This window comes from Zoogloea sp. JDB1, assembly GCF_056724025.1.
Genome location: NZ_CM161496.1, coordinates 646,376 through 672,604 on the forward strand (window position 1 = coordinate 646,376; position 26,229 = coordinate 672,604).

Consider the following 26,229-nt stretch of genomic DNA (forward strand, 5'->3'; position numbering starts at 1 on the left):
CCGAATTCGCATCTGGAGGTTCCATGTCTTTCCGCAACATCCCCTGCGCCGCGGCCCTGTCCGTGGCGGTACTGCTGTGCGCCAGTGCGCCGGCGTCGGCCGTCGAAGTGGGCGGCGTCGATTTCGCCGGCTCCGGCTTCATGACCCTCGGCCTGGGCCACATGCTGGGCGGCACCCCGGGTACCGTCAGCGACTTCAAGAAGCCGGTCTTCGTTTCCGACTACGCCCAGGGCGGCGTCTATGAGGGCAAGGGCGGCGTGCAATGGAAGCCCGACTCCAAGCTCGGCGTGCAGGGCGTCGCCACCTTCCCCGACCGGCGCTTCTCGGTCACCGGCCAGCTGGTCTCCCGCGGCGCCCGCGAGGGGGCCATCAACCTCGAATGGCTGTACGCCAGCTTCAAGGTGAACGACAGCTTCACGCTGCAGGCCGGCCGCAAGCGCATCCCGATGTTCTACTACTCGGACACCCAGGACATCGGCGTGGCCCTGCCGTGGACCCACTTGCCGCCGCAGCTGTATGGCTGGGAAGCGGTCAACTACAACGGCATGAACCTGGCCTATCGCGGCCAGTGGAGCGGCTGGGACGCCAACGCCAACCTGCTCGCCGGTTACGAGGCGAAGGACCGCAGCGGCTACTGGAAGGTCTACCGTGGCCGCAACAACCGCACCGATGTGCGCTGGGACAACATCGTCGGCGGCGACCTGACCCTCACCAAGGACTGGTTCGAGACCCGCCTCGTCTATCTGCAGTCGAAGGTCCGCCAGAAGAACGTCAGCGGCTCCCTCGACGCCGATCCGAGCTCGCCGACCTTCGGCAGCTACATCGACGCCGATACGTCCTTCAGCTCGCCGGCCGGCAAGCAGCAGATCTACGGCGTGAGCTTCAACGTGGATTACGAGAACGTGCTGGTGCGCAGCGAGTTCATCCGCATCGCCCACAACGACGTGATGGGCTACACCGACCGCGCGCAGATCCTCGGCGTCGGCTACCGCCTCGGCAAGTGGACGCCGATGGTCACCGTGTCCAACTACCGCAGCCAGGCCGAGATCTCCGCCGGCGCCGACCCGGACGGCCAGGAAGCCCACCGCACCGAGTCCCTCACGCTGCGCTACGACCTGACCACCTCCAGCGCCGTCAAGGTCCAGCTCGACTTCCAGAAGGACCGCAGCGGCCCCAACTACACCGTGGACGGCTTCAACCGTTTCGGCAACGCGCGCCTGCTCACCGCAACCTACGACGTGGTGTTCTGATTCGACGCCCCCGGCAACGCGCCGATCGAGCGGCTACACGCCTCAAACCAGCCCGAGCTGCAGCGCAAAGCGCGTCAGCCCGGCGCTGGAGGCGATGGCGGTCTGAATCCGGGGGAGCCGCGTCGGACATGCACGCCTCCAGTCAAATCGGCAAAATGTGAACTGTTCCGTAGCGGGCGCGCCGGATGCCGTGCGATACATCCCCGATCGCCACGACATAGCCGTACGCAATGAAACCCCTGCTGCTGATGTTCGCCCTCGCACTCCCCATGCTGGCCCAGGCCGAAGACGAGGGCATCGCCAGGATCTTCCAGGCCCACGGCGTGGAAGGCACGATGATCGTCACCGCCCTGCCCAGCGGCCAGACCTACATCCATAACGACGCCCGCGCCGCCCGGCGCTATCCACCCGCCTCCACCTTCAAGATCCTCAACACGCTGATCGCCGCCCAGGAATGGGTCGTCGCCGACCGCGACACCCCCTTCAAGTGGGACGGCCGCGAGCGCGAGATGCCCGACTGGAACCGGGACCAGACCCTCGCCTCGGCCTTCAAGGTCTCCTGCGTGTGGTGCTACCAGGGCATCGCCCGCAAGGTCGGCACCGACACCTACCGCCGCTACCTCCGCCAGGTCGGCTACGGCGTTCTCGCCGAACCCTTCGACCTCACCACCTTCTGGCTGACCGACCAACTACAGATCAGCGCACAGGAACAAGTCACCTTCCTGAAAAAAGTCTCGCAACGGCAACCCCCCTTCGGCGCCCACGCCTACCAGGTGCTGCAGGACGTGATGCTCGTCGAACGGGCCCCCAGCTACCGCCTTTACGCCAAGACCGGCTGGGCCGCCCGCAGCCAGCCGCAGATCGGCTGGTACGTGGGCTACGTGGAACGCCAAGGCGAAGTCTGGCTGTTCGCTACCAACCTCAACCTGCGTTCCGACAAGGACCTGCCCCTGCGCCAGGCCATCACCCGCGCCGCGCTGGAGGAAAAGGGCGCCTTCCGCTGATGGCGGGCGGATGCTCTCCGCCCACCCTGCAGCCCGCGGCGCATCGATTGCAGATGCCCGCGCACCGCGCCAATCCCGGCCCTCTGCCGGTCAGTCGAGTGGATCTCCCGACTGCCTCGCCCGCAACGCAGCAAACAGATCCCCCACCTCCCGGGCCATCATCGAGCAGGCCCACAGGTAATTGTCCTGCAGCGTCGGATTGAGCCGGCGGAAGGCGTCGCCCGCATCGCCATAGGTCATCGCCAGCAGGGACTGCAACTGCACCTGACGGGCGGACAACTGATCGACGAGGGCCAGCGCATTGGCATCCTCTGCCAACAGGTAGAGCGGACCGGCAGGCGCCGGAAAACTGAGCGGCGTACTCATCGCAGCGCTCTCCCCTCGCTCCACACGCGTTGCCGAGGCAACGGGAAAATTACGAAGGCATGATGCACGGGCGCGTGCGGACCGGCGCACGCCGAGATGGACAAAGCCATGATGCGGGACTCCTAGGATATGGATTCATCCGCCTCCCGCTGCGAAACGGGGGGCGGGCCAAAGCGGGGTTCGCAGACCGGCATCCTAGGAACCGGCAGGCCGAAGCCTCCCCGCCCGGCCCGCCATTGAGGGCGCACCAAGGGCGTACGAACGAAAAAAGCCGCGGCGCGGCTTGAATTGTCCGCCTAGGAATGGTCGGGCTGCGAAACCCGTTCGCTGTTGTCTCAGCGACGGCCGGAGTATCGGCCGGGGATCGCCGAAGCGTCAAGGAAAGGTGCGGACAGGTTTCGGCGCCCAGTGAGGTGCACGCCGTTCCGATTTGAACTCTCGCCCCTCCGGGCACCGAGAGTTCAAATCGGCGTTGAACCGGTTCAGCCCGCACTTGAACCGGTTCAAGTCCGGACTGCACAAGTTCAAATCACCGCATCGACAGTTCAAATCCACGCCCCGCGGGTTCATGTCGGCGCTGCGAAAGTTCAAGTCCGAGGGACGAAAGTTCAAATCGGAGGGACAAACGTTCAAGTCCGCGCAGCTCAAGCTCAAATCCCGGCATCAGAAGTTCATCTCTGAGCACCGACAGTTCAAATCGGCGCATCAAACAGCCCACAGCGCCCCTCGCGAGGACGACGAAAACACCAAACCCCTGCCGTCTCTGCCAAATTCAAGAAATGTGAAATGTTCCGTAGCGAGGCGACCGCATGCCGTGCGATATCTCCCCCATCGCCACGACATACCCGGATGCAATGAAAGCCCTGCTGCTGCCGCTCGCCGCCCACATCACACTGCGCTCCGAGCAGGATGCGCCCCTGCGGCAAGCCATCACCGGCGCCGTGCGGCGGAGAAAGGGAATCCTCCGCTGATGGCCCGCAAACGCTACCGCAAACACTCCGCGCTGGCAGACCTGCTCAACGCCCCATGGCCGGTGAGTGCGGTACTGGCCGTGGTGGTCTATGCCGGCCTCAAATGGGCCCTGCCCGCCTACGGCGCCGGCAACATGTTCCTCCAGCCACTGGCCCTGGCCTTCTCGTCCTTCGCCGAACTGGCCGGCGGCGCCCTGCTGCTGATTTCCCTGCTCGCCTATATCCGCGCCGTCATCATCGCGAAGAAGGCCGCCGAAGCCGCCGCTCCCACCCCCGCGCCGAAGCCGGCAAGCGGCCCCGTGCATGCGCGAGTCTTCTACCATAAGGAGCCCAGCCTCCAGCACCCGGCCACAGAGGACGACAGCCCCGTCATCTCCGCCACCGCGCTGGAACCCCAGGCTGCCGACGCCTGCCCCACCGCCTGGAGCATCGGCCTGATCCGCGACCTGGAATGGAAACGCTTCGAGGACGTCTGCCAGCGCTTCTACGCCGGCAAGGGCATCCGCAGCGCCACCACGCCCCTCGGCCCGGACGGCGGCATCGACATCCGCCTCTTCCAGAACGCCACCGAAACCGATAAAGGCAAATGCACCGCCATCGTCCAGTGCAAGGCCTGGGGCGAACGCCTCGTCGGCGTCAAACCCGTGCGCGAACTGCTCGGCGTGATGACCCACGAAAAGATCCCCAAAGCCTTCTTCATGACCAGCGGCGGCTTCACCCCCGACGCAAAAGAAATCGCCAAAGCCAACCGCATCACGCTGATCGACGGCGAGATGTTCCTGATGATGATTCTTCGCTTACCGGAGGGTGTGCGGCAGGAGCTGCTTAATTTCGCAATTGAAGGGGATTACAAGGTGCCGACCTGCCCGAGCTGCGGGATAAAGATGCGGGCGGTGGCGGGGAGCAAGGGGAAGGCGGGGTTTTGGGGGTGTTTTAATTATCCGCGGTGTCGGCAGACAATTGGGATGAGGAGGGAGAGGTGAAGGGAGAATCAGATGGAGTCCGATATTCGGCCTAAGCAACCATTTGTCGCATTCATGATTGGCTTCCGCTTAGCTTAAGTTCTCAGACGCACGCTATTTTGAGTCTTTTGACACTCAGAAGCCCTAAAAAATCACCACTCGATAAACAGCTACTTGGTAACATTGTGGGATTATGCGTACCCCAATTTATGGAAACTCCATTAATACAACAAGTTGGCAAGGGCTGCAGCTTGACGATGGGGAGGAGTTCGACAAATTCATAGCGAATGAGGTCAAGCCGCGCCTGCATGATGACATTGGCAAAATTGATTTCGCCACGCACTTGAATAGTCTTGCCTCTACTGGATTTGCACATGACAGTCTGCAAGTCATATTGGAAGCCGAACAACCCGAAGAGCGTGACTGGGCGGTAGGCGAGGCTGTGGCCGAGGCTTGGCTTAGCCGCGAACATCGTATGGTCTGGCCATGGAATATGGAGCGCGATAAACGTACGCCACTGGCGAGCCTTCCCGGCGCTGACCTGGTGGGATTCGTAACCTATGGTAGTGAGACGCGACTGGCGTTGGGCGAAGTTAAATGCTCTTCCGACAGCAGTACTCCACCGAATGTCATGACTGGTCGCCATGGCATGCCCCACCAGTTAGAAAGTTTGGTAACGGATATCGGCATATTGCATACGCTGATTCGATGGTTGCAGCCGCGCTGCCGTGGCAATGACAATGAACCCCACTTTAATGCGGCGGTCAGTTTGCTGCTTCAGTCTGGCAATAAGGCAATGTCGCTATTTGGCGTATTGGTGCGTGACACCCTGCCCGACGAAAAGGATCTTCACAGTCGCGGCAAGCATTTGGGAGCCATCGTCAAAGAACCCGCCAAGTGTCATTTGCTGGCGCTTTATCTTCCTTGCACGATTGCCAGCCTTCCTACTCGGATTCAAGGTGGCGTGTTATGAGCCACTGGATGCTCGAATCTCTCGGTGAAATGCGAGGAAAAGCCTTGCACGAGGCTGCACGCGCGCAAGTCTTGATTGAACTTGCGAGCTTGCCGCAGGAGTTCGATTACGTATTGATCGAGCGCGTTGCCCTGACCATGGAAACCGTGGTGATGGACTTGCTACTGAACCCCGCAGCCGAGGTAGCACAATTGAGTACGCTACGGCAATGTGCTGCCGATGCTTATCGGCTCTATCGCGTACTACCCGCAAAGGATGCCACGCTGCTTGAGGCCGAACTGCGCTTGCGGCAGTCTGCGTTGGCCGTGTTGGGCGATCTGGGCGCAGATGCTGCGCGCAACTTGCGCGAGCGGCCTTGGCCGACATTAGAGCTTGAGTCGCAGGATTGGCGGATGCGCACATTGAGTACGATCTCCGATATTTGGCTGCGATTGATTCGCAAGCGAGGGTGGGAAGACCGGGATGCTGTACTGGAACGCATCAAGATATTGCGCCAGGCGCAGGGAACTTTCGAGTCGACCTATCTCAATGGCGCCGAGGCTCACGGAGCCAAAGCCGCAGCACTGGAATTGATGGCGCTGTATCACCTGGCGAAAGCGGCAGAAATACTTGCCCTCTATGTAACCGATGGCGTCGTTGAGGGTAATTATCAGGTTCACAATCTCCTCGATATGCACTTCGACCGCGCCATAGCGATATGCGAGCGCGGCACACCTTTTCAACTGGAGCCTCTCGCCCGTTTGCTGGCAGCAACAGCGCGACAACTAGCAGACAATTCCATCTGGACAGTCACTCGCGCGGTCAATTCGCGTGTCACAAAATTTGTCCGCAGCCTTGTTGAAAAAGGTAGAGGGGACAAGGTGTTGTTTGACGTCTTACCGCCTCAGCGACGTGCATTGGCAGAGCAGGGTTTGCTTGGTTCTAGTCGCCGTGCCGTAGTGGTAAGCCTGCCGACATCCAGCGGGAAAACTTTGATCGCCCAGTTCCGTATTCTGCAAGCGTTGAACCAGTTTGATCTTGAACGTGGCTGGGTAGCTTATCTTGCACCCACACGCACCTTGGTTCGTCAGGTTGCACGAAGGCTCCGGCGTGATTTTGAACCGCTCGGGGTGGCGGTAGAGCAAGTTAGTCCGGCGCTTGAGGTTGATGGGGTGGAGTCGGAATTGCTTTGCGAAAGGGACGAAGCTCGCGAGTTTCGTATTCTTGTAACTACGCCCGAAAAGCTTGACCTCATGTTGCGTCAGGGATGGGAAGCAAAGATAGGCCGTCCGTTGACGCTCGTGGTGGTAGATGAGGCTCATAACATTCAGGAAGGAGCACGAGGCCTCAAGCTGGAGTTGTTACTGGCAACGATCAATGCTGAGTGCCGGATGGCCCAGTTTCTGTTATTGACCCCATTCATCCGCAATGCCCGCGAAGTGGCTCGCTGGCTTGGAGATACTAATTCAGACGACATCAGCCTCGCTATGGATTGGCAGCCGAATGATCGAGTCATCGGTGTTGTGAAACCCGAAAAAGGTGCTCTCCTGAAAGGAAAAAGCTACGACTATCAGCTCAATCTGGAGACGGTGCATACCACTCGTGCCACATTGGCGATTGATGAGTTGATACCGTTAGATAAAGATCCGAATTGCAAAAAAACTTTCCGTCAAATTTCAAGCCAGACTGAAGTGGCGGTAGCTGCCGCACACCAACTCAAGAAGCGAGGCCCGGTAATTGTTATGCACTCGCGGCCTGACTGGGTTTGGTCGTTGGCCATAGCCATGAAGAACGGCGCAAACCGTCGCCCAGCACCTTCTGAACAGGTGAAGTTGGTGCAGGAGTTTCTTGCGCTGGAAATGGGGCAAGACTTCCCGTTGGTGGATTTGCTCAGCCATGGCATAGGTGTGCACCATGCCGGTTTGTCTGACGACACGCGGGCATTGATGGAATGGTTATTTGAAAATGAGGAGCTGGATTATCTGGTAGCAACGACGACGATTGCCCAAGGCGTCAACTTCCCTGTATCAGGAGTTGTCATGGCGTCGCACCAATATCCATACGGGCAAGATATGCCTCCGGCAGATTTCTGGAACATTGCGGGTCGTGCAGGTCGTGTTGATCAAGGCAGCCTAGGGGTGGTTGCTCTAGCAGCAGATGGTGACGTCAAAGCCACCAAACTTAAAGACTTTATATGCGCACAAACCGGCGATCTTAATTCGGCGTTGATTAAACTTGTGGCAGAAGCCGGAGACCTTCTTGATGACCTCGGCCTCATTGTTTATCACAAGCCTGAATGGTCGGCATTCGTTCAATATCTGGCGCATACCTATCAGCAAATGGGGTGCCCCCAATCCTTCCCCGATCAAATGGAGCAGATTTTGCGTGGCACATTTGGGTTCGGAAAACTTAGGGCAGCGAATGCAAACCAGGCCACGCGCTTACTTGACAGCATCCGCACCTATGCAGATTATTTGAGCCAGCCACGACAGCCCTTGAAGTTGGTGGACAGCACGGGGTTTTCATTGCAAAGCATTAAGACGGCAATGAGCGCAGCTGGACAAGAGGGTATTGGAAGGGATGCCTGGAACCCCCAAACATTGTTTGGAAGCGGGAGCGATACGCTAGAAAAAATGATGGGTGTATTACTAAAGATTCCAGAGCTGAGGGGTAACCTTGAAGAAGTAACTGGCAGCACAGGGCCGAATGGGGATAAGTTAGCTTTGATTCTCAAGGACTGGGTGGGAGGCTCAACGTTACCCGATATTGCTCAGCGACATTTCTCCAAAGATGGGCGAGACGAGATCGAAGCGCTAACCAAATGTGGGCAGAACCTATTTGGCAAGCTTACGCAAACCGCAGCATGGGGATTGGGTGCGCTATTGTCTATCACTGGTGGTGACATACCCGAAGGTGAGCGGCAACTATTGAATAACCTAGCTTCGCGAGTTTATTACGGAGTATCTGACGAGGATGCCATCGCTTTACGATTACTGGGTATCCCACGCATGGCAGCGGAACCCTTGGCTTTTCAGATGAGGGCTAACGGCCATCGCCCACTGACTGAAGTTCGTGACGTACTCCGCAGTTCTGATGCATCCTTCTGGACTAGTGCCCTTGGCTCAGACAAGGGGCGAGTCTATCGAAAGATATGGCGCATTCTGGAAGGCTTAGATTGACAAGTAGGAGCGCTAAATTGGTTCCAGTTCGCTAAATACCTACTCCTGACAGTCCGGAATTTTGTGTAAAGCAGCCATGGTCAGCCGTATTTTGGAAAGTCCGTTCAAGCCGAGAACCCACCATTTCCCAAAAAGCCGGCGCTTCCGCGCCGGCTTTTTCATTCCTTAAATCAAACCAACCCTTCCGCCTTCATCGCCGCCTGCACGGCAGGACGCGCACCCACACGTTCCTGAAACGCGATCAGGTTCGGATACGGGCTGAGGTCGAAGTTGATGATCTTCATCCAGCCCAGCACGGTGAACAAATAGCCGTCGGCGACGCTGAAGTCTTCGCCGAGGAGGTAGGGCTTGTCGGCGAGTTGTTCGTTCAGGTAGCCGAAGCGGCGTTCCAGGTTGAGCTTGGCGGCGGCTTTCCAGTCGTCCTTGCTCAGCGGGTTGAAGAAGGCGGTGGCGGACTTGTGGAGTTCGGTGCCGATGAAGTTGAGCCAGCCTTGCAGGCGGTAGCGTTCGATGCTGCCGTTGGGGGGCGCGAGCTTCTTTTCCGGGGCGAGGTCGGCGATGTACTGGACGATGGCCGGGCCTTCGGTGAGGACTTCGCCGGAGTCGAGGAGCAGCGCGGGCACGTAGCCCTTGGGATTGACTTCGAGGTAGTTGGCGCCGCTGCCGGTGACCTTGGTGGCGAGGTCGACGCTTTCGGATTCGTACCGGAGGCCGGCTTCTTCGAGGGCGATGTGCGGGGACAGGGAACAGGCGCCGGGTTTGAAATAGAGTTTCACTTAGTCTCCTTGGTGCGCGCGGGGCGCGGTTTTTGTGGTTTGGGATTGGAACCGGCCGGCCGCCATCCGGATGGGATGCGCAGCCGACCGGCGCCTAAGATAGCAGCGGATCGGGGCGCGGTGCAGACCACAACGCTTGCCAGGCCGTAAGCGCGGCGACATCCGGGGCTTTTGTTGATAACTATTCTCGTTTAGAATCTTCGCATGATCTCTGACGGTCATCGACCGGGACATCCAATCTGAACAGGTAACCACAGCACACAAGCCAGCCCTCGCCAGCCAGTGTTTATTCAACAGGAGAAACACGATGCGGCGAATGACTCCGCTCGCGCTGGCCATGAGCATGCTTGCGCAGTCCCCCTGGGCGGCGGCACAAGCGCTCCCCAATGCAGTTACGGAAAACGAGGCGACGCTGCCGGCGGTGAAGGTTGCCGCCAGCGCGGAACGCCCGTCCGACACGCCGACGCCCTACACCGGCGGCCAGGTGGCCAAAGGCGCCCGCCTGGGCGCGCTGGGCAACCAGGACGTCATCGATACGCCGTTCAACATCACCAGCTATACCGCCGAGCTGATTGCGAACCAGCAGGCGCGGACCCTCTACGATCTGATGGCCAACGATCCCTCGGTGCGCTTCACGACATCGAACGGCCACGCCTATGAGAATTTCCGGGTGCGCGGTTTCGACGTCAATTCGTCCGACCTCGCCATCAACGGCATGTTCGGATTGGCGCCGGTGGGCCATGCGCCGCTGGAGGCCGTCGACCGGGTCGAAGTGCTGAAGGGCCCCAGCGCGCTGTTCGGCGGGATGCCGCCGGGCGGCGGCGTCGGCGGGGTGATCAACCTGGTGCCGAAACGGGCGACCGACGATCCCCTGACGCGCCTGTCCGTGGGCTACCAGTCCGAGGGGCAGTTCGGCACCAGCATCGATGCCGGGCGCCGCTTCGGGGAGCGCAAGGCGCTGGGGGTGCGCATCAACGGCGCTTTCAGCGACGGCGATACGGAGCTGGACGGCCAGTCCAAGAAGCGCGAGTTCCTGTCGGCGGCGGTGGATTACCGCGGCGACGCGCTGACCGCGTCCCTCGACGCGTACTACAGCAAGGAGTCGTTTGCGGGCGGCACGCCGGCGATGTACTGGTTCCAGAACACGACCCGGGTGCCGAAGGCGGTCGATCCGCGCACCAACCTGTTCCGCGGCGCGAGCGGCACGCTGGAGAGCAAGGCGGCGATGGCCCGCGCGGAATACGCGTTCAGTCCGCAGCTCTCGGCCTTTGCCGGCGTCGGGGTGCTGAACTTCGAGTCCGCGGGCTTCATCAACGGCACCCATGCGCGGACGATCGCCGCCAACGGCAACTTCACCGCGGCGACCAACGGCACGCGGAGCTACACCGACAGCGTCTCGGCCGAGGCCGGGTTGCGCGCGCGCTTCGGCACCGGCAGCGTGGCCCACGAGCTGGTCCTGCACGCCACCAACCTGGAGCAGGAGAGCGGCTCGGCCACCAACTCGGCCAGCGCCACGTCGAACATCTACAACCCGGTCACCACGCTGGCGATGCCGACGCCGCCGGGCGTGGCGCCGAAGACCAGCGACACGACGCTGTCCAGCCTGGCCCTGATCGATACGCTGTCGCTGCTGGAGGACCGCCTCCGGCTGACCGTGGGCCTGCGCAACCAGAGCATCAAGACCACCAACTACAACGCCACGACGGGCGCGGTGAGCGCCCAGTACGACAAGAGTGTGGTGACGCCGGCGCTGGCCGTCGTCGTCAAGCCGTGGGGGCCGGCGGTCTCGCTGTACGCCAACTACGTGCAGGGCCTGAGCAAGGGCGACACGGTCACCGATACGCTGGCGACCAACCGGAACTTCGTGTTCGCACCCTACAAGACAGACCAGAAGGAGGCCGGTGCCAAATGGGATGCCGGCGCCTTTGCCTACACCGTCAGCCTGTTCGAGATCACCAAGCCCTCGATGGTCGCGCTCGGCAGCAGCAGCAACCCGACCTACACCGACGACGGCGAGAAGCGGGTCCGCGGGCTGGAGTGGAACACCTTCGGCAGCTTGACGCGTACCGTCCGCCTGCTCGGCGGCGCGACCTACTCGCAGGGCGAGCAGACCAAGACCGCCTACGGCCAGTACGACGGCAACGTGGCCATCGGCACGCCCCGCTGGCAGGGCAACCTGGGCGCCGAGTGGGACGCGCCGTGGCTCGCCGGGCTGACCCTCAGCAGCCGCGTCGTCAGCACCAGCAGCCAGTATCTCGATGCCGCCAACCGGCAGCAGATCCCCAGCTGGACCACCCTCGACGTCGGCGCGCGCTACGCCACGACGATGGACGGCCGCAAAGTGGTGCTGCGCGTGAACATCAACAACCTGTTCGACAAGCACTACTGGTCGGGCAGCTTCAGCGACAGCTATTCGATTGCGACCCTGGGCGCGCCGCGGACGATCTCCGCGTCCGCGACGATGGACTTCTGACGGCCGCCAGGCCCTCGACGAGCCGCTTCGACCCACGGCCGACACACTCACCATGCAGACATTCACCTTGATCGGCCTGGCCGCGGCGCTGCTCGGCTGCGCCGGCCTCTACCTGGCCTCCCCCAACCAGCGGCTGCTCGCGGCGCGCTGGCCGGCCCGCCCGACGCGGATCGCCGGTGCAGCCTTGCTGGCTGCCGGCTGGCTGGGCTTGGCCCGCGACATGCAGGCCCTCACCGCCACCTTCACATTCGTGGTGGTGCTGATGCTGGCGTTCGCCGTGCTGCCGTATGCCGGCGCGCTGCTGGGCAGCGGGCGGGGGCGCTGAGATGGCCGCCGCGAACCTTCCACCGATCCGCCGCGACTGGCTGTCCAAGACCCTCGCCGGCTTCGTGCTGGGCGCCGTGCTGGCGCTCGGCTGCAGCGGCCTGTTCCTGCAGTTCAACGCCGACATGCCGCTCTCCGTGCGCGGGCAGCTGGCCATGTGGATGGTGCCCCCGGTCTGGCTGGGCGTGCTGGGTGGGGTCTTCTTCTTCGCCAGTGGCCTGCGCGCCTGGCTGTGGCTGGGCGGCGCCGGGGCGCTGGTGCTGGGCGCCCTGTCCGCCCTGCGTCTTTCCTGACCGGACATCACACCATGAGAAGCGAGTTCGTCCGCATCTACAAGGCGGTCCATACGTGGACCGGCATCGTCGCCGGGATGGCCTTGTTCATCGCCTTCTACGCCGGCGCCCTGACCGTCTTCAAGGAGCCGCTCACGCGCTGGGCCTCGCCGCCGGGTGAAGTCCGCCCGGTGGCGCTGGCGGACGCGCAGCAGCTGATCGTCAAGACCCTGGCCGCGCATCCGGACGCGGCCAAAGACTTCACCCTCTACGTGCAGGACGCCGAGAACGTGCCGGCCCGCCTGGGCTGGCAGGTACGCAGCCCGGACGCCGACGAGCACGACGACAACCAGGTCCGCCACTACGCGGCGACGCTGGATGTGCACGGCGCGGCGCAGGTGGCGGAGACCCATCCGTCGCGGCTGGCGGCCTTCATCGACACGCTGCACCGCGTCGTCGGCCTGCCGGTGGATAGCGATCCGAATCGCTGGGTGATGGGCGTCATCGCGGCCCTCTACGCGCTGGCGCTGGTGTCCGGCGTGGTGGTGGTGCTGCCGTCGCTGGTCAAGGATTTCTTCGCGCTGCGGGTCGGCAAGAACCTGAAGCGCATGTGGCTGGACGCCCACAACGTGGTGGGCATCGTCAGCCTGCCCTTCCATCTGGTGATGGCGCTGACGGCGGTGGTCTTCGCCTATCACGACGGCATCTATGCGGTGCAGGACAGGCTGCTGCACGACGGCAAGTGGTCGACCGCCTTTCAGCGGCAGCGTCCGGCGCCCGGCGCCGCCGAACGCGATCCGGCGACGATGCTGCCTCCGCTGGAGATCCTGGCCCGGGTGCAGGAACAGGCGCCCGGCTTCGAGCCCACCCTGCTGCAGTACCAGCAGGCCACCGGGCCGCGCGCGGTGGTGCGGGTATGGGGCAAGGATGCGGCGGCCGTCTCGCCGCGGGCGCGGGGCGGGTTTGCGGCGGTCGATCCCTACAGCGGCAAGATGGTCGGCAGCGATTTCCTGCCCGGCCGGCAGAGCACACCGAACCTGTTCGTCAGCAGCTTCTTCGCTCTGCACATGGCGGCCTTCGGCGGCACGCCGGTGCAGTGGATGTACTTCCTGCTCGGTCTGGCCGGCGCCTGGCTGTTCTACAGCGGAAACCTGCTGTGGGTCGAAAGCCGCCGCAAGAAGCAGGCACGCCAGGGCGGGGAACTGCCCGTGCAGCGGCTGGATGTGCGCTTGATGGCCGCCGCCACCGTCGGCGTCTGCCTGGGCTGCGTATGCGGTGTCTCGCTGGCGATTGTCGGTAGTAAATGGCTGCACGGCCTGGCCGGCAATGCGAACGCCTGGCTGCCCGCGCTGTATTACGGCGCCTTCTTCGCCAGCATCGGCTGGGCCTTCCTGCGCGGTGCGGCACGCGCGTCGGTCCATCTTCTATGGCTGGCGGCGGCGCTCACCGCAGCCATTCCGCTCACCTCGCTGCTGGCGTGGAGCCTGCCGTCCCTGGGCCTGTGGGCGCACGGCTCGGCGGCAAGTCTGGGTGTGGATGCCACGGCGCTCGCCGGTGCCGGGGCCTTTGCGTGGATGGCCCGCGCCACCGCGCGGCGCGTCCGCTATGGGACGCCGGACAGCGTGTGGTCCGCCAGCGGCGTCCAAGCCAAGCCGACGGCCGGCGTGCCGTCGGTGCAAACACCGCGCTGACGGGCCGGCGCGGACACCGGCCCGCGGCGCGGCTTATTGCAGCGCAGCCTTGACCAGGCTTGCCAGGCCGATGGTCGGGCGGCCGATCAGCTGGCTGAGCTGGTGGCCGTCGTCGAACAGGCCGCCCTTGGAGGCACCGATGTCGGACTCGGCCAGCAGCGCGGCGAGGCCTTCCGGCAGACCGGCGCCGAGCAGCGCGGCCTTGAAGTCGGCTTCGGGCAGGTTCTGGTAGGCCACCGCCTTGCCGGACTGGCGGGCGATCTCGGCGGCCAGCTCGGCCAGGGTGTAGGACTCGTCGCCGGCCAGTTCATACACCTTGCCGGCCTGCCCGTCGCGGGTGAGGACGGCAGCGGCGGCGGCGGCGTAGTCGGCACGGGCGGCGGAAGCGATGCGCCCTTCGCCGGCGCTGCCGAGCACCACGCCGTATTGCAGCGCGGGCGGGATGCTGGCGAGGTAGTTTTCGGTGTACCAGCCATTGCGCAGCAGCACCGCCGGCAAGCCGGCTTCGGCGATGAGCTGTTCGGTGGCCTTGTGTTCGACAGCCAGCGGCAGCGGCGAACTGTCGGCGTGCAGCAGGCTGGTGTAGGCGATCAAGCCGACCTTGGCACGCTTGGCGGCGTCGATCACCGCACGGTGCTGGGGCAGGCGGCTGCCCACTTCGCTGGAGGAGATCAGCAGCAGCTTGTCGGCGCCGGCAAAGGCGCTGTCGAGGGTTTCGGGGCGGTTGTAGTCGGCCTCGCGGACCTGCACGCCGCGGGCGGCGAGGTCGGCAACCTTGGCTGGCGTACGCACGGCGGCGACGATCTCGCCGGCGGGAACGGTCTGCAGCAGGTTTTCGATGATGAGGCGGCCGAGCTGGCCGGAGGCGCCGGTAACGACGATCATGATGCGACTTCCTTTATCTGGGAGGGAGGAAGCGGCAGAATATCCGCCTGACTAACTTTTAGTAAGTACGCACCAAAAGGTAAGTTCCATCATGAACACAGACCACGACGACGGGGCCGAGGCCCGCCCGACCCTGGCCGAGATGATGCGGCGCGGCGACGTGTTCGCCGAGAAGTGTCCGTCCCGCGAGGTGCTGAAGCACGTGACCAGCCGCTGGGGCGTGCTGCTGCTGGTCGGCCTGCTCGGCGGCATGCATCGCTTCAGTGACCTGCGCCGCAAGGTGAACGGGATCAGCGAGAAGATGCTGGCGCAGACGCTGCAGCAGCTGGAGAGCGACGGCTTCGTCGCGCGGGTCTCCTACCCGGTGGTGCCGCCTCACGTGGAATACACGCTGACGCCGCTGGGCGAGCAGATCGGCCGCAAGGTCGAGGCGTTGGCCGACTGGATCGAGCTGAACCTGCCGGAAATCCTGGCCGCCCAGCAGGCACGGGCAGGCCAGGAAGAAGGCGTGGCGGCCTGAGGCTTACCTGGCGCCGCCGCCGAGCACCTTGTACAGCGTGACCTGATTGCTCAGCCCGGCCAGCCGGACGGTGATCAGGCTCTGCTCGGCGCTGTACTGGGCGCGCTGGGAGTCAAGCACCGCCAGGTAGCTGTCCACGCCCTTGTCGAAGCGCGCCTTGGACAGCCGGTAGCTGGCCGCGGTGGCATCGACGAGGGATTGCTGGGCGGCCAGCTGGCCTTCCAGCGGGGTGCGCAGCAACAGCGCATCGGCGGCTTCGCGGAAGGCCGTCTGCACGGCCTTTTCGTACTGGGCCAGGCTGATCGCCCGGTCCGTCTCGGCCACCTTGAGGTTGGCGCTGATCCGCCCGGCGTCGAAGATTGGCAGGCTGATCTGCGGCGAGAAGCTCCACGCACCGGCGCCACCCTTGAACAGGTCGGACAGCTGGCTGCTGGCCACGCCGCCCTTGGCGGTCAGCGTGATGCTCGGGAAGTAGGCCGCCCGCGCCGCACCGATGTTGGCGTTGGCGGCCTGCAGCGTGCGTTCCGCCTGCAGCACGTCGGGGCGCCGTTGCAGCACGTCCGCCGGCACGCCGTCGGGCACGCCGGCCAGCGCCGAGACGCTGCCCAGCCCGCCCGGCTGGGCCAGCTCGTCGGGCAGCGGCCCGCCGAGCAGCAGCGCCAGCGCGTTGCGGTCCTGGGCCAGCTGACCGGTGTAGCGGGCCACGTCCACGCGCGCCGAGTCGACGCTGGTCTGGGCCTGGCGCAGGTCCAGCTCGGACGCGCTGCCGAGCTCGAAGCGGCGCTTGGTGAGGTCGTAGGAGCTCTGCTGGCTGACGCGGGTTTCCTCGGCCAGCTTCAGGCGCTCGTTGTCGGCGACCAGCGTCAGGTAGGCGCTGGCGACCTCGGCCACCAGGCTGATCTGCGCGCTGCGCCGGGCTTCCTCGGTGCCGAGGAACTGGTACAGGGCCTGGTCCTTGAGGCTGCGGATGCGGCCGAAGAAGTCCAGCTCGTAGGACGCGAAGCCGAGGCCGGCGGTGTACTGGTGCGTTGTCATCGCCTGGCCGGTGGTGGACAGGCTGGCCGGCGTACGCTGGCCGGTGCCGCCGGCCGTCGCCTGCACGGTCGGGAACAGATCGGCCCTCTGGATCTGGTACTGGGCGCGGGCCTTCTCGATGTTGAGGGCAGCGACGCGGAGATCCCGGTTGTTGTCCAGGGCCAGCGCGATGAGCTGGCGCAGGCGGGCATCGGTGAAGAAGTCCTGCCAGCCGATGTCGGCGGCGGTGGTGCCGGTGGCACCCGCGTCGGCCGGCCATTGCTGCGGCACCGGCGCGGCCGGCCTGGCGTAGTCGGGGGCCAGCGTGGCGCAGCCGGCCAGCACGGCGGAGGCCAGCGCCGCGGCGAGAAGAGTCATGCGGGGCATCTCAGCGCACCTCCTGGGCGGGGATGGATTCGGCCTGGGCGGTGTCCGTGGCAGTCTTGCCCTTGAACACCCGCCGCACGGCCACGAAGAACAGCGGCACGAACAGCACGGCCAGCACGGTGGCGGACAGCATGCCGCCGATCACGCCGGTGCCGATGGCGTTCTGCGCCCCGGAACCGGCACCGTTGGAGAGGGCCAGCGGCAACACGCCGAGGATGAAGGCCAGCGAGGTCATGACGATCGGGCGCAGGCGCAGGCGCACCGCTTCCAGCGTCGCGTCGATGAGGCCCTTGCCGTGCTCCATCTGCTCCTTGGCGAATTCGACGATCAGGATCGCGTTCTTCGCCGACAGGCCGATGGTCATCAGCAGGCCGACCTGGAAGTACACGTCGTTGGACAGCCCGCGCATCATCGCCGCCAGCAGCGCACCGATGATCCCCAGCGGCACCACCAGCATCACCGCGAACGGGATGGACCAGCTCTCGTACAGCGCAGCCAGGCACAGGAACACCACCAGCAGCGAGATCGCGTACAGGGCCGGCGCCTGGGAGCCGGACAGGCGCTCCTGGTAGGACAGGCCGGTCCATTCGAAGCCGATGCCGTCCGGCAGCCTGGACGCCATGTCTTCCATGGCCACCATCGCCTCGCCAGTACTGTGGCCGGGCGCCGCGGAACCCATGATCTCCGCCGACGGCAGGCCGTTGTAGCGCTCCAGGCGCGGCGAGCCGTAGGTCCAGTGGGCCGACGCGAAGGACGAGAAGGGCACCATGTCGCCGTTGCTGTTGCGCACGTACCACTTGTTCAGGTCCTCCGGCTGCATGCGCGCCGACGCGTCGCCCTGCAGATAAACCCGCTTGACGCGGCCCTTGTCGATGAAGTCATTGACGTAGGAACTGCCCCAGGCGGTCTGCAGGGCGTTGTTGATGTCGGCCAGCGAAAGACCCAGCGCGCCGGCCTTGGCATGATCGATGTCGAGCTTGTACTCGGGGGTGTCGTCCTGGCCGTTGGGGCGCACACCGACCAGCAGCGGGTTCTGCGACGCCATGCCGAGCAGCTGGTTGCGGGCGTCGATCAGGGCCTGGTGGCCGAGGCCGGCGCGGTCCTGCAGCTGGAAGTCGAAACCGCTGGCGTTGCCCAGCTCGACCACCGCCGGCGGCGCGAAGGCGAAGGCCATCGCATTGCGGAAGGTGGAGAAATAACCCATCGCCTTGCCGGCCACCGCCGTCACTTTCAGGTCGGGGCGCTTGCGCTCGCTCCAGTCCTTCAGGTTGATGAAGGCGATCCCGTTGTTCTGGCCGCTGCCGGCGAAGCTGAAGCCGGTGACGGTGAAGATGGACTCCACGGCCTCCTTCTGGTCTTCCATGAAGTGGTGCTCGACCTTCTCCATCACCGCCAGCGTGCTTTCGGCGGTGGAGCCGGCCGGCAGGATCACCTGGGACATCAGGAAGCCCTGGTCTTCTTCCGGCAGGAAGGCGGTTGGCAGACGCAGGAACAGCGCGCCCATGCCGACCACGATCAATGCGTAGATCACCAGGTAGCGCTTGCTGCTGCCCAGCATGCGGGCGACGACGGAGCGGCTGCCGGCGTTGCTGCGCTCGAAGGCGCGGTTGAACCAGCCGAAGAAGCTGCCCAGCAGGCCGCCCTCGCCGGCCGTGTGGCCCTGGGCCACCGGCTTCAGCAAGGTTGCGCAGAGGGCCGGCGTGAGGATCAGCGCCACCACCACCGACAGCACCATCGACGACACGATGGTGATCGAGAACTGGCGGTAGATGACGCCGGTGGAACCGCCGAAGAAGGCCATCGGCACGAACACCGCCGACAGCACCAGGGCGATGCCGATCAGCGCGCCGGTGATCTGGTTCATCGACTTGCGGGTCGCCTCCTTCGGCGACAGGCCTTCCTCGCTCATCACCCGCTCGACGTTCTCCACCACCACGATGGCGTCGTCCACCAGCAGGCCGATGGCCAGCACCACGCCGAACATGGTCAGCGTGTTGATCGAGAAGCCGGCCGCGGCGAGCACGCCGAAGGTGCCGAGCAGCACTACCGGTACCGCGATGGTGGGGATCAGCGTGGCGCGGAAGTTCTGCAGGAACAGGTACATCACCAGGAAGACCAGCGCGATGGCTTCCACCAGGGTCTTCACGACCTCCTCGATGGAGACCTTCACGAAGGGCGTGGTGTCGTAGGGCGTCACCGCCTTCACGCCCTGCGGGAAGAACTTGGACAGCTCGTGCAGCTTGGCCTTCACCGCATCGGCGGTATCCAGCGCGTTGGCGCCGGTGGCCAGTTTGACCGCCAGGCCGGTGGCCGGCTTGCCGTTGTAGCGCGCCACCACGTCGTAGGATTCGCCGCCCAGCTCGATGCGCGCCACGTCGCGCAGGCGCACGGAGGCGCCGTCGGCGGTGGTGCGCAGCAGGATCGCGCCGAACTGCTCGGGCGTCTGCAGGCGGCTCTGGGCGGTGATCGTCGCGTTGAGGCGCTGGCCCTTCGGCGACGGCATGCCACCGAGCTGGCCAGCGGAGACCTGGGCGTTCTGCGCGGTGATCGCGGCGCTGATGTCGGCCGGGGTCAGCTTGTAGTTGTGCAGCTTGGCCGGATCGAGCCAGATGCGCATCGCGTACTTGCTGCCGAACAGCTGGGTCTCGCCGACGCCGTTGATGCGCGAGACGATGTCCTGCACGTTGGAGGCGACGTAGTCACCCAGGTCGATGTCGCTGAGGCTGCCGTCTTCGGAGACGAAACCGACCACCATCAGGAAGTTGGTGGTGGCCTTGGCGACCTGCACGCCCTGCTTCTGCACTTCCTGCGGCAGCAGCGGGGTGGCCAGCGCCAGCTTGTTCTGCACCTGCACCTGGGCGATATCCGGGTCGGTGCCGGCGTCGAAGGTCAGGGTGATGGTCACCGAGCCCGACGAGTCGCTGGCCGACGACATGTAGGTCAGGTGGTCGATGCCCTTCATCTTCTGCTCGATCACCTGGGTGACGGTGTCTTCCAGGGTCTTGGCGGACGCGCCGGGGTAGGTCGCGCTGATCGACACCGCGGGCGGGGCGATCGGCGGATATTGGGAGATTGGCAGCGTGCGGATCGCCAGCACGCCGGCGAGCATGATGACGATCGCAATGACCCACGCGAAGATGGGCCTGTCTATGAAGAAGCGGGACATGCGCGTACTCCCTTAGCCTGCGGTGGCAACCGCTGCCGCCTTGGCGGGGGCTTCGGCCTTCGGCGCCGTTGCCGGCACCGGCTTGACCGGGGCGCCCGGATGGATCTTCTGCAGGCCGTCGACGATCAGCTTGTCGCCAGCCTTCAGGCCATCGCTGACCAGCCACTTGTCGCCGAGCGTGCGGCTGGTCTTGAGGGTGCGCAGCTCCACCTTGCCGTCGGCGCCCACCACCATCGCGGTCGGGTTGCCCTTGGTGTCGCGGCTGACGCCCTGCTGCGGCACCAGGATGGCCTGCTCGTCGACGCCCTCTTCGAGCACCGTGCGCACGTACATGCCGGGCAGCAGGTCGCCCTTCGGATTGGGGAAGACCGCGCGCAGCGTGATCGTGCCGGTGCTCTGGTCCACCGTCACGTCGGAGAACTGCAGTTTGCCGGCCAGCGGATAGGCGCTGCCGTCCTCCAGCACCAGCTTGACGGCTGCCTGGCCGGCACCGGCCTTCTTGAGCTGGCCGCTCGCCAGGTCGCGCTTGAGGCGCAGCAGCTCGGCGCTGGACTGGGTCACGTCCACATAGATCGGATCGAGCTGCTGTACGGTGGCCAGCGCGTTCTGCTGGCTGGCCGTCACCAGCGCGCCCGGCGTCACCGTCGAACGGCCGATGCGCCCGGCGATCGGCGAGGCGACCTTGGTGTAGGCCAGGTTGATGCGCGCCGTCTCGACCGCCGCCTTGGCCGCCGCCACATCGGCCTGGCCCTGCTTGAGGGCGGCCTGGGTGTCGTCGTAATCCTGCTGGCTGACCGCCTTGATGGCCACCAACTCCTCATAGCGGGACGCCTTGCTGCGCGTGCTCGCCAGGTTGGCTTCGGCCTTGGCGAGGCTGGCGCGGGCACTCTCATAAGCCGCCTGGTAGGTGGCCGGATCGATCTGGTACAAGGGCTGGCCGGCAGCGACGTCGCCACCCTCGGTGAACAGCCGCTTCTGGATGATGCCGCCGACCTGCGGCCGCACCTCGGAAACCATGTAGGCCGCGGTGCGGCCGGCCAGCTCGGTGGTCAGCGCGACTTTCTGCGGCTGGACCTCCACCACGCCGACTTCGGTCGGCCCCATCGGGTGCTGTTCACCGGCGGCCTTCGGCTCGCCGCAACCGCTCAGGATGACGCTGCCCAGCGCCAGCAGAAGCCCGGCGGAACACACCGCCTTGTTCATTTCGATCTGCATATTCAAAACCTTTCCTGCCTAGAGTGGGCACGAAACCAGCCCGTTGGGGAGAGCAAAATGTATTCGGCGCACACAAAAGAATGAACGCTCATTCTAGTTTGAGCGCTCATTCTATATTAGAATCTGCCGTATAAGCAAACGCCTGCAGATGGCAGACCCTCAACGCAAGGGTTGCCCCAGGACGCCAGGATGAGGAGAAAACAGCCATGAACACACAGACTTACGCCCAGCAGGAGCAACCCCGCGCCGAAGCCCGCAAAGCCCAGGTGCTCAACGCCGCCACCAACTGCTTCCGTCGCCAGGGCTTCCACGGCGCCAGCATGGCGCAGATCTCGAAGGCCGCCGGCATGAGCGTCGGCCACATCTACCACTACTTCGAGAACAAGGAAGCGATCATCGCGGCGATCGTCGAGCGGGATTTGCTCAACCTGCTGACCATCACCCAGCGCATCCGTTCCGCCAGCGCCGACGGCGACATCCTGCGGGCCATGGTGGACGACGTTCAGCACTGCACCGCGGACCTCGACAACGACGACGCGCCGTTGATGCTCGAGATCGTCGCCGAGGCGGCGCGCAATCCGGGTGTCGCCACCATCGTGCACACCGCCGACCGCACGGCCCGCGAGCGCCTCGTCGAACTCATCCGCGAAGGCCTGCAGTTCCGCGGTGTGAGCTGCACCGACGCCCAGATGGAAGGGCCGCTGGAAGTGCTGTACGCGGTCTTCGAGGGCCTCACGGTGCGCATGATCCGCAACCCGGACCTCGATCCGCAGATCCTGCTGGCACCGCTGCGCAGCGTGATGGAACATATCCTCGAAGAACTGATCGTCAAGGCCGCCAGCAAGACGGCCGGCGGCGAAGGAGCCTGAGCTGAGGCGTGGCGCGCACGCTCATTGATATCGAGCAAGCACCGCCCATCGGAAAGCGCGTAGCGTGAGGGCTCCCATGCTCACATCGCGGAGGTGCCCATGTTTCCGCTACCGAACGTCCACGCGCACGCTGGCGCGGGCCGGCACAACGATCTGTTGTCCTTCTGCCAGGGTTCGCTCGTCTGTGCGCAGCGCCTGGTCTCCCTCAACCTAAAGGCTGCGCAGTCGCTGATGGAAGGCAATCTGGAAACCGTCCAGACCCTCGCCCGGGCCCGCGACCTGCAGAGCTGGAACGAGGCCCAGCTGGCGCTGACCAAGCATGTCATCGACCAGGTCATCGGCTACGCCGGCGATTTCAATGAAGTGGTCGCCGCCAACCAGCACGAGATGGCCGAGCTGCTGAACCTCAACGCCGATACGCCGGCCAAGACGCAAGCCACACCGCCACTGGCGCTGGCCGCCGGCCCCGCCTTCGTCGGCGAGATGTTCCGGACCCTGCTCGACGCCGCCGTCAAATCCCGCGACGCGATGCTCGACATGGCGCTGCAGGCGGATGCCAGCCTGCAGCGCAAACCGGCCCGCAAGCGTTCCTGATCGCACCTCTGAAAGCGTGGTGAGTGAGCCCTGGCGGTTCCACTTGCCAGCTTCAATTGTTACCAGATATTCAGAATATAAGAATATTTGTAATTACGATTGAACCAAATTGAGCGCACATCTAAAATCAACACCACACTGGCGTCATGGTATTGATTTTCACTGCTCAAGTGGATTTACCACCTGACTTCAGCTGACAAGAAGGCTTGAACGCTGAAGTCACGACCGTGTCACTCCGTCGTGCGCCGCCACAAGCCCGTTCGAATCCATTGCGATCCAACCAGCCAAAGGCGGGAGCATCCATGCACACGACAAATCCACCGGCGAGGCGCAAGCGGCACCTCGGCATCACCCTGACCTTTCTTGCAGCCAGCACACTGGGCGGCCTGGCCTACGCAGACATCACATGGCTGCAAACGCTGTTCACCAGCACCGGCGTGCAGCAGACTCAAACCTCGGAACGCGGTGCCCGGACGAGCGGCACCACGACAGCGAGCAGCAAGCGCAGCGACGGCGCCTCCAGCAACAACTGGTCCGGCTCCGCCAACCCCTTCCTCGGGACCACGTCGGTCTCGTCGGCGGGCGCAACCACGCTGAGCGCCAGCAGCACGACGACCACTGTCACCGCGGCTGCCACAACCGGCAGCTTTGCGTCCCGCTACGCGCTGCTGGCCTGGAACGACCTGGGCATGCACTGTGTGGACGGCAAGGACTACTCGATCATGTCCATCCTGCCGCCCTACAACAACCTGCACGCCCAGCTGATCGACCGTCAGTCCGGCAAGCAGGTCACCTCCGGCGTGACCTTGAGCTACGAGTCGCTGCGCGATCCATCGGGCTCCATCAACACCTCATCAGCCGGCAAGACCAACTTCTGGCAATACGTCAAAGCCCTCTACGGCGGCGCGCCGGCACCCAACCGCGGCCTCAATTTGAGCAACCCGGCGGTCAGCAACCCAACGCCGAGCACCCAGCCAGCCGCAATGAGCTACAACCAGGTGCAGAGCTGGTACGAGGCCGAAGGCCTGCCCATCCTGCCCTACGACGACACCCTGACCAGCAACGGGTACAACAAGAACTACTACCCGATGGTGAAGGTCGTTGCCAAGAGCAGCACCGGCACCGTGCTGGCCAGCACCCAGACCGTGCTGCCGGTGTCCGACGAGATGACCTGCATCAGCTGTCACGCCAGCAATTCCAACAAGGATGCGGCCAAGCCGCCCCTGCGCGGTTGGGCCAACTACAGCGCCGATCCGGAAAAGGACTGGAAGAAGAACGTGCTGCGCCTGCACGACGACAAGCACGCCAACGACCCGGTCTACCAGGCTGCCCTGCTCAAGCTGCAGCCAGTGGCCAGCGGCGGCCTCGCCCAGCGTGCCGACCAAGGGACGCCGACCCTATGCGCCTCCTGCCACGGCTCCAACGCCCTCGCCTCACCGGGCTTCACCGTCACGGCCAACGGCCAGAGCGTGAAGATCTCCGCCCTTACCTCGGCGATGCACCGCATGCACGGCCAAGTGAAGGACCCGCTCAAGCAGGTCACGCTGGACAGCATCGGCAACCGGGACTCCTGTTACCAATGCCACCCGGGCTCCGTCACCAAGTGCTTGCGCGGCGCGATGAGCGACACGCCGGGCCTCGACTGCCAGAGCTGCCACGGCAATCTGGGCGCGGTCGGCAAGGCCAGCCGGGTCGGCTGGCTGCAGCAGCCCAACTGCCAGGCCTGCCACCACGACGGCAAGCGTGAAACGGCCGCCGTCACCGACGTGACGACCGGCGCGCTGCGCGTGGTCACCGACACCCGCTTCGCCACCAATGCCAACACGCCGAAGACCGGCTTCTCCCTGTTCCGCTTCAGCGTCGGCCACGGCAAGACCCAGTGCGAAGCCTGCCACGGCTCCACCCACGCCGAGTACGCATCGAAGAACCAGACCTGGGCGAGCAGCCACGACAACGACCTGCTGCAGTCGAAGGCCATCCAGGGCTACGCCGGCACGATCACCGAATGCACGGTGTGCCACGCCAAGGTGCCACTGACCAAGAACGGCGGCCCCCACGGCATGCACACCATCGGTCAGAGCTGGGTCGATGCCCACGGCGACATGGTCGAATCCGGCGGCGCATCATCCTGTACTGCCTGCCACGGCAACGACTACCGCGGCAGCCCGCTGTCCCAGGTGAAGATCGCCAAGACCTTCACCCACGACAGCAAGTCCTACGCACTGGCCGCCGGCACCAAGGTCGGCTGTTACACCTGCCACAACGGTCCGAAGGGAGACTGAAACCCGCTCTTGCCTTCCACCGGTCAGCACAAGGGGCGCGCAATGCGCCCCTTTTTACTGGCCTGCCGTCACCGCGGCCTGACCGGCACGCACACCTGACAGTCGAAGATGCCAGCGGCCGGATCGTAATTCGAAGAAAAAAAGCAGCGGCGGCCCAGCGCGGAATCAGCCGGGGATATCGGCTTCGACCAGCTGCGCGAGCAGTTGCAGCGACTCCTGCCAGCCCAGGTAGCAGGCCTGCGCAGGGATGATCTCGGGGATGCCTTCCTGCACGATGTTCAGCTCGGTGCCGCAGAACACCGCGCTGAGCACGACCGTGGTCTGCATCTGACCGGGCAGGTTCGGATCGTCGAAGACCGCCGTGTAGCGGAGCCGCGCCGCCGGCTCCAGCTCCAGATAGGTCCCGCCGAAGCTGTGGCTGTGCCCGTTGCCGAGGTTCGTGAAGGACATGCGGTAGGCGCCGCCGACCTGCGCATCGAGCTGATGCACGGTGCCGGTGAAGCCATGGGGCGGCAGCCACTTGGCCATCGCCGCGGGATCGAGAAAAGCCCGGTAGATGCGCTCCGGCGGCGCGCGCAGCACACGGTGCAGGCGGACGGTATGGGTGCTCATGCTCACTCCTGGGTGGAAGGGGTTCCTGAACTGTAGTCGATGGCGTCCGATGACGCCGACGGTTCACTTGCCAAGCGTCTCGATGCGGAAGCGCATGTCGAAGATGGCCGCCTGCAGCGCCTGCTCTGCGCCACTCCGTCCGCCGGACCGGTCCGGATAGTCCGTCCAGTCCCCGTAGCGCAACTGCCAGCCGTTCAAGGACGCGTCATCCACCCGCAGGATCAGCTCGGGCACCAGGAAGACGTCACCGGCCGCGGTGACCTGCTCGCGCAGCGGAACCTGATCGGGAGACTCGATGAACATGGCGGGGTACTCCGTGCAAGGACACAAGGCGCGCAGCATACCGTGTCGGCGGGCACGGGATCAGCGCTGCCGTACGGTCGGCGCAGAGCACCTGGCACGCCCCGCCCCGGCCACCCGGCGCCGGCCGCTCGAACGGAGCGCGGCATGTGTCAGATGGTGACA

21 protein-coding genes are annotated in these 26,229 nt (G+C 64.5%); 13 read left to right on the forward strand and 8 right to left on the reverse strand.

The window, feature by feature from the left end:
* The first annotated feature begins 23 nt into the window (after window positions 1-23).
* The gene (locus AC1PPK_RS02865; protein WP_481116343.1) at window positions 24-1,250 is read left to right on the forward strand and encodes a hypothetical protein; all 1,227 of its coding nucleotides are present in this window, start codon (window positions 24-26) and stop codon (window positions 1,248-1,250) included.
* Between the two features lie 230 nt (window positions 1,251-1,480).
* On the forward strand, window positions 1,481-2,254 hold the full coding sequence (blaOXA, locus tag AC1PPK_RS02870) for a class D beta-lactamase (RefSeq protein WP_481116344.1): 774 nt from the start codon (window positions 1,481-1,483) through the stop codon (window positions 2,252-2,254).
* A gap of 90 nt (window positions 2,255-2,344) precedes the next feature.
* Here the strand turns inward: blaOXA and AC1PPK_RS02875 are convergent, their stop codons facing one another.
* Complete coding sequence (locus AC1PPK_RS02875) at window positions 2,345-2,620, reverse strand: hypothetical protein (RefSeq protein WP_481116345.1); 276 nt, start codon at window positions 2,618-2,620, stop codon at window positions 2,345-2,347.
* A 970-nt stretch (window positions 2,621-3,590) separates the two neighbouring features.
* Between AC1PPK_RS02875 and AC1PPK_RS02880 the strand changes: the two genes are divergently transcribed.
* The 3 genes from AC1PPK_RS02880 to AC1PPK_RS02890 all read left to right on the forward strand — a co-directional run bounded on the left by AC1PPK_RS02880 (window position 3,591) and on the right by AC1PPK_RS02890 (window position 8,684).
* On the forward strand, window positions 3,591-4,574 hold the full coding sequence (locus tag AC1PPK_RS02880) for a restriction endonuclease (RefSeq protein ID WP_481116346.1): 984 nt from the start codon (window positions 3,591-3,593) through the stop codon (window positions 4,572-4,574).
* A gap of 172 nt (window positions 4,575-4,746) precedes the next feature.
* Window positions 4,747-5,526 (forward strand): hypothetical protein, encoded by a 780-nt coding sequence (locus tag AC1PPK_RS02885; protein WP_481116347.1) that lies wholly within the window; start codon window positions 4,747-4,749, stop codon window positions 5,524-5,526.
* A gap of 8 nt (window positions 5,527-5,534) precedes the next feature.
* A complete protein-coding gene (locus AC1PPK_RS02890; protein ID WP_481116348.1) occupies window positions 5,535-8,684 on the forward strand; it encodes a DEAD/DEAH box helicase in 3,150 nt (1,049 codons plus the stop codon).
* Between the two features lie 170 nt (window positions 8,685-8,854).
* Here the strand turns inward: AC1PPK_RS02890 and gstA are convergent, their stop codons facing one another.
* The gene (gene gstA, locus AC1PPK_RS02895) at window positions 8,855-9,460 is read right to left on the reverse strand and encodes a glutathione transferase GstA (protein WP_481116349.1); all 606 of its coding nucleotides are present in this window, start codon (window positions 9,458-9,460) and stop codon (window positions 8,855-8,857) included.
* Window positions 9,461-9,767: 307 nt separating this feature from the next.
* Between gstA and AC1PPK_RS02900 the strand changes: the two genes are divergently transcribed.
* Genes AC1PPK_RS02900 through AC1PPK_RS02915 form a run of 4 tightly spaced genes read left to right on the forward strand, consistent with a single transcriptional unit; the run spans window position 9,768 to window position 14,220 of the window.
* Window positions 9,768-11,933: a TonB-dependent receptor gene (locus tag AC1PPK_RS02900; protein ID WP_481116350.1), complete on the forward strand. Its 2,166-nt coding sequence runs from the start codon at window positions 9,768-9,770 to the stop codon at window positions 11,931-11,933.
* 52 nt (window positions 11,934-11,985) lie between these two features.
* Window positions 11,986-12,258, forward strand: a complete 273-nt coding sequence (locus tag AC1PPK_RS02905; RefSeq protein WP_481116351.1) for a hypothetical protein — start codon at window positions 11,986-11,988, stop codon at window positions 12,256-12,258.
* A gap of 1 nt (window position 12,259) precedes the next feature.
* Window positions 12,260-12,550 (forward strand): hypothetical protein, encoded by a 291-nt coding sequence (locus AC1PPK_RS02910; RefSeq protein ID WP_481116352.1) that lies wholly within the window; start codon window positions 12,260-12,262, stop codon window positions 12,548-12,550.
* Window positions 12,551-12,564: 14 nt separating this feature from the next.
* The gene (locus AC1PPK_RS02915) at window positions 12,565-14,220 is read left to right on the forward strand and encodes a PepSY-associated TM helix domain-containing protein (protein WP_481116353.1); all 1,656 of its coding nucleotides are present in this window, start codon (window positions 12,565-12,567) and stop codon (window positions 14,218-14,220) included.
* Between the two features lie 33 nt (window positions 14,221-14,253).
* On the opposite strand, the gene AC1PPK_RS02920 is transcribed toward AC1PPK_RS02915, so the two are convergent.
* The gene (locus tag AC1PPK_RS02920; RefSeq protein WP_481116354.1) at window positions 14,254-15,105 is read right to left on the reverse strand and encodes an SDR family oxidoreductase; all 852 of its coding nucleotides are present in this window, start codon (window positions 15,103-15,105) and stop codon (window positions 14,254-14,256) included.
* Window positions 15,106-15,196: 91 nt separating this feature from the next.
* Here AC1PPK_RS02920 and AC1PPK_RS02925 point away from each other — a divergent pair, with 91 nt between their 5' ends.
* A complete protein-coding gene (locus AC1PPK_RS02925; RefSeq protein ID WP_481116355.1) occupies window positions 15,197-15,625 on the forward strand; it encodes a winged helix-turn-helix transcriptional regulator in 429 nt (142 codons plus the stop codon).
* 3 nt (window positions 15,626-15,628) lie between these two features.
* Here AC1PPK_RS02925 and adeC read toward each other — a convergent pair whose 3' ends face one another.
* Genes adeC through AC1PPK_RS02940 form a run of 3 tightly spaced genes read right to left on the reverse strand, consistent with a single transcriptional unit; the run spans window position 15,629 to window position 21,407 of the window.
* Entirely contained in the window at window positions 15,629-17,026 is a 1,398-nt protein-coding gene (adeC, locus tag AC1PPK_RS02930; protein WP_481116356.1) for an AdeC/AdeK/OprM family multidrug efflux complex outer membrane factor, read from the reverse strand.
* A 1-nt stretch (window position 17,027) separates the two neighbouring features.
* Window positions 17,028-20,192, reverse strand: a complete 3,165-nt coding sequence (locus AC1PPK_RS02935) for an efflux RND transporter permease subunit (RefSeq protein ID WP_481116357.1) — start codon at window positions 20,190-20,192, stop codon at window positions 17,028-17,030.
* 12 nt (window positions 20,193-20,204) lie between these two features.
* A complete protein-coding gene (locus AC1PPK_RS02940) occupies window positions 20,205-21,407 on the reverse strand; it encodes an efflux RND transporter periplasmic adaptor subunit (protein ID WP_481116358.1) in 1,203 nt (400 codons plus the stop codon).
* Between the two features lie 206 nt (window positions 21,408-21,613).
* Here AC1PPK_RS02940 and AC1PPK_RS02945 point away from each other — a divergent pair, with 206 nt between their 5' ends.
* The 3 genes from AC1PPK_RS02945 to AC1PPK_RS02955 all read left to right on the forward strand — a co-directional run bounded on the left by AC1PPK_RS02945 (window position 21,614) and on the right by AC1PPK_RS02955 (window position 25,152).
* Window positions 21,614-22,276: a TetR/AcrR family transcriptional regulator gene (locus AC1PPK_RS02945; RefSeq protein WP_481116359.1), complete on the forward strand. Its 663-nt coding sequence runs from the start codon at window positions 21,614-21,616 to the stop codon at window positions 22,274-22,276.
* Between the two features lie 99 nt (window positions 22,277-22,375).
* A complete protein-coding gene (locus AC1PPK_RS02950) occupies window positions 22,376-22,870 on the forward strand; it encodes a phasin family protein (RefSeq protein ID WP_481116360.1) in 495 nt (164 codons plus the stop codon).
* Window positions 22,871-23,172: 302 nt separating this feature from the next.
* A complete protein-coding gene (locus AC1PPK_RS02955) occupies window positions 23,173-25,152 on the forward strand; it encodes a multiheme c-type cytochrome (RefSeq protein WP_481116361.1) in 1,980 nt (659 codons plus the stop codon).
* A gap of 165 nt (window positions 25,153-25,317) precedes the next feature.
* Here the strand turns inward: AC1PPK_RS02955 and AC1PPK_RS02960 are convergent, their stop codons facing one another.
* Window positions 25,318-25,764, reverse strand: a complete 447-nt coding sequence (locus AC1PPK_RS02960; protein WP_481116362.1) for an SRPBCC family protein — start codon at window positions 25,762-25,764, stop codon at window positions 25,318-25,320.
* Between the two features lie 63 nt (window positions 25,765-25,827).
* On the reverse strand, window positions 25,828-26,067 hold the full coding sequence (locus AC1PPK_RS02965) for a hypothetical protein (protein ID WP_481116363.1): 240 nt from the start codon (window positions 26,065-26,067) through the stop codon (window positions 25,828-25,830).
* Between the last annotated feature and the right edge of the window lie 162 nt (window positions 26,068-26,229).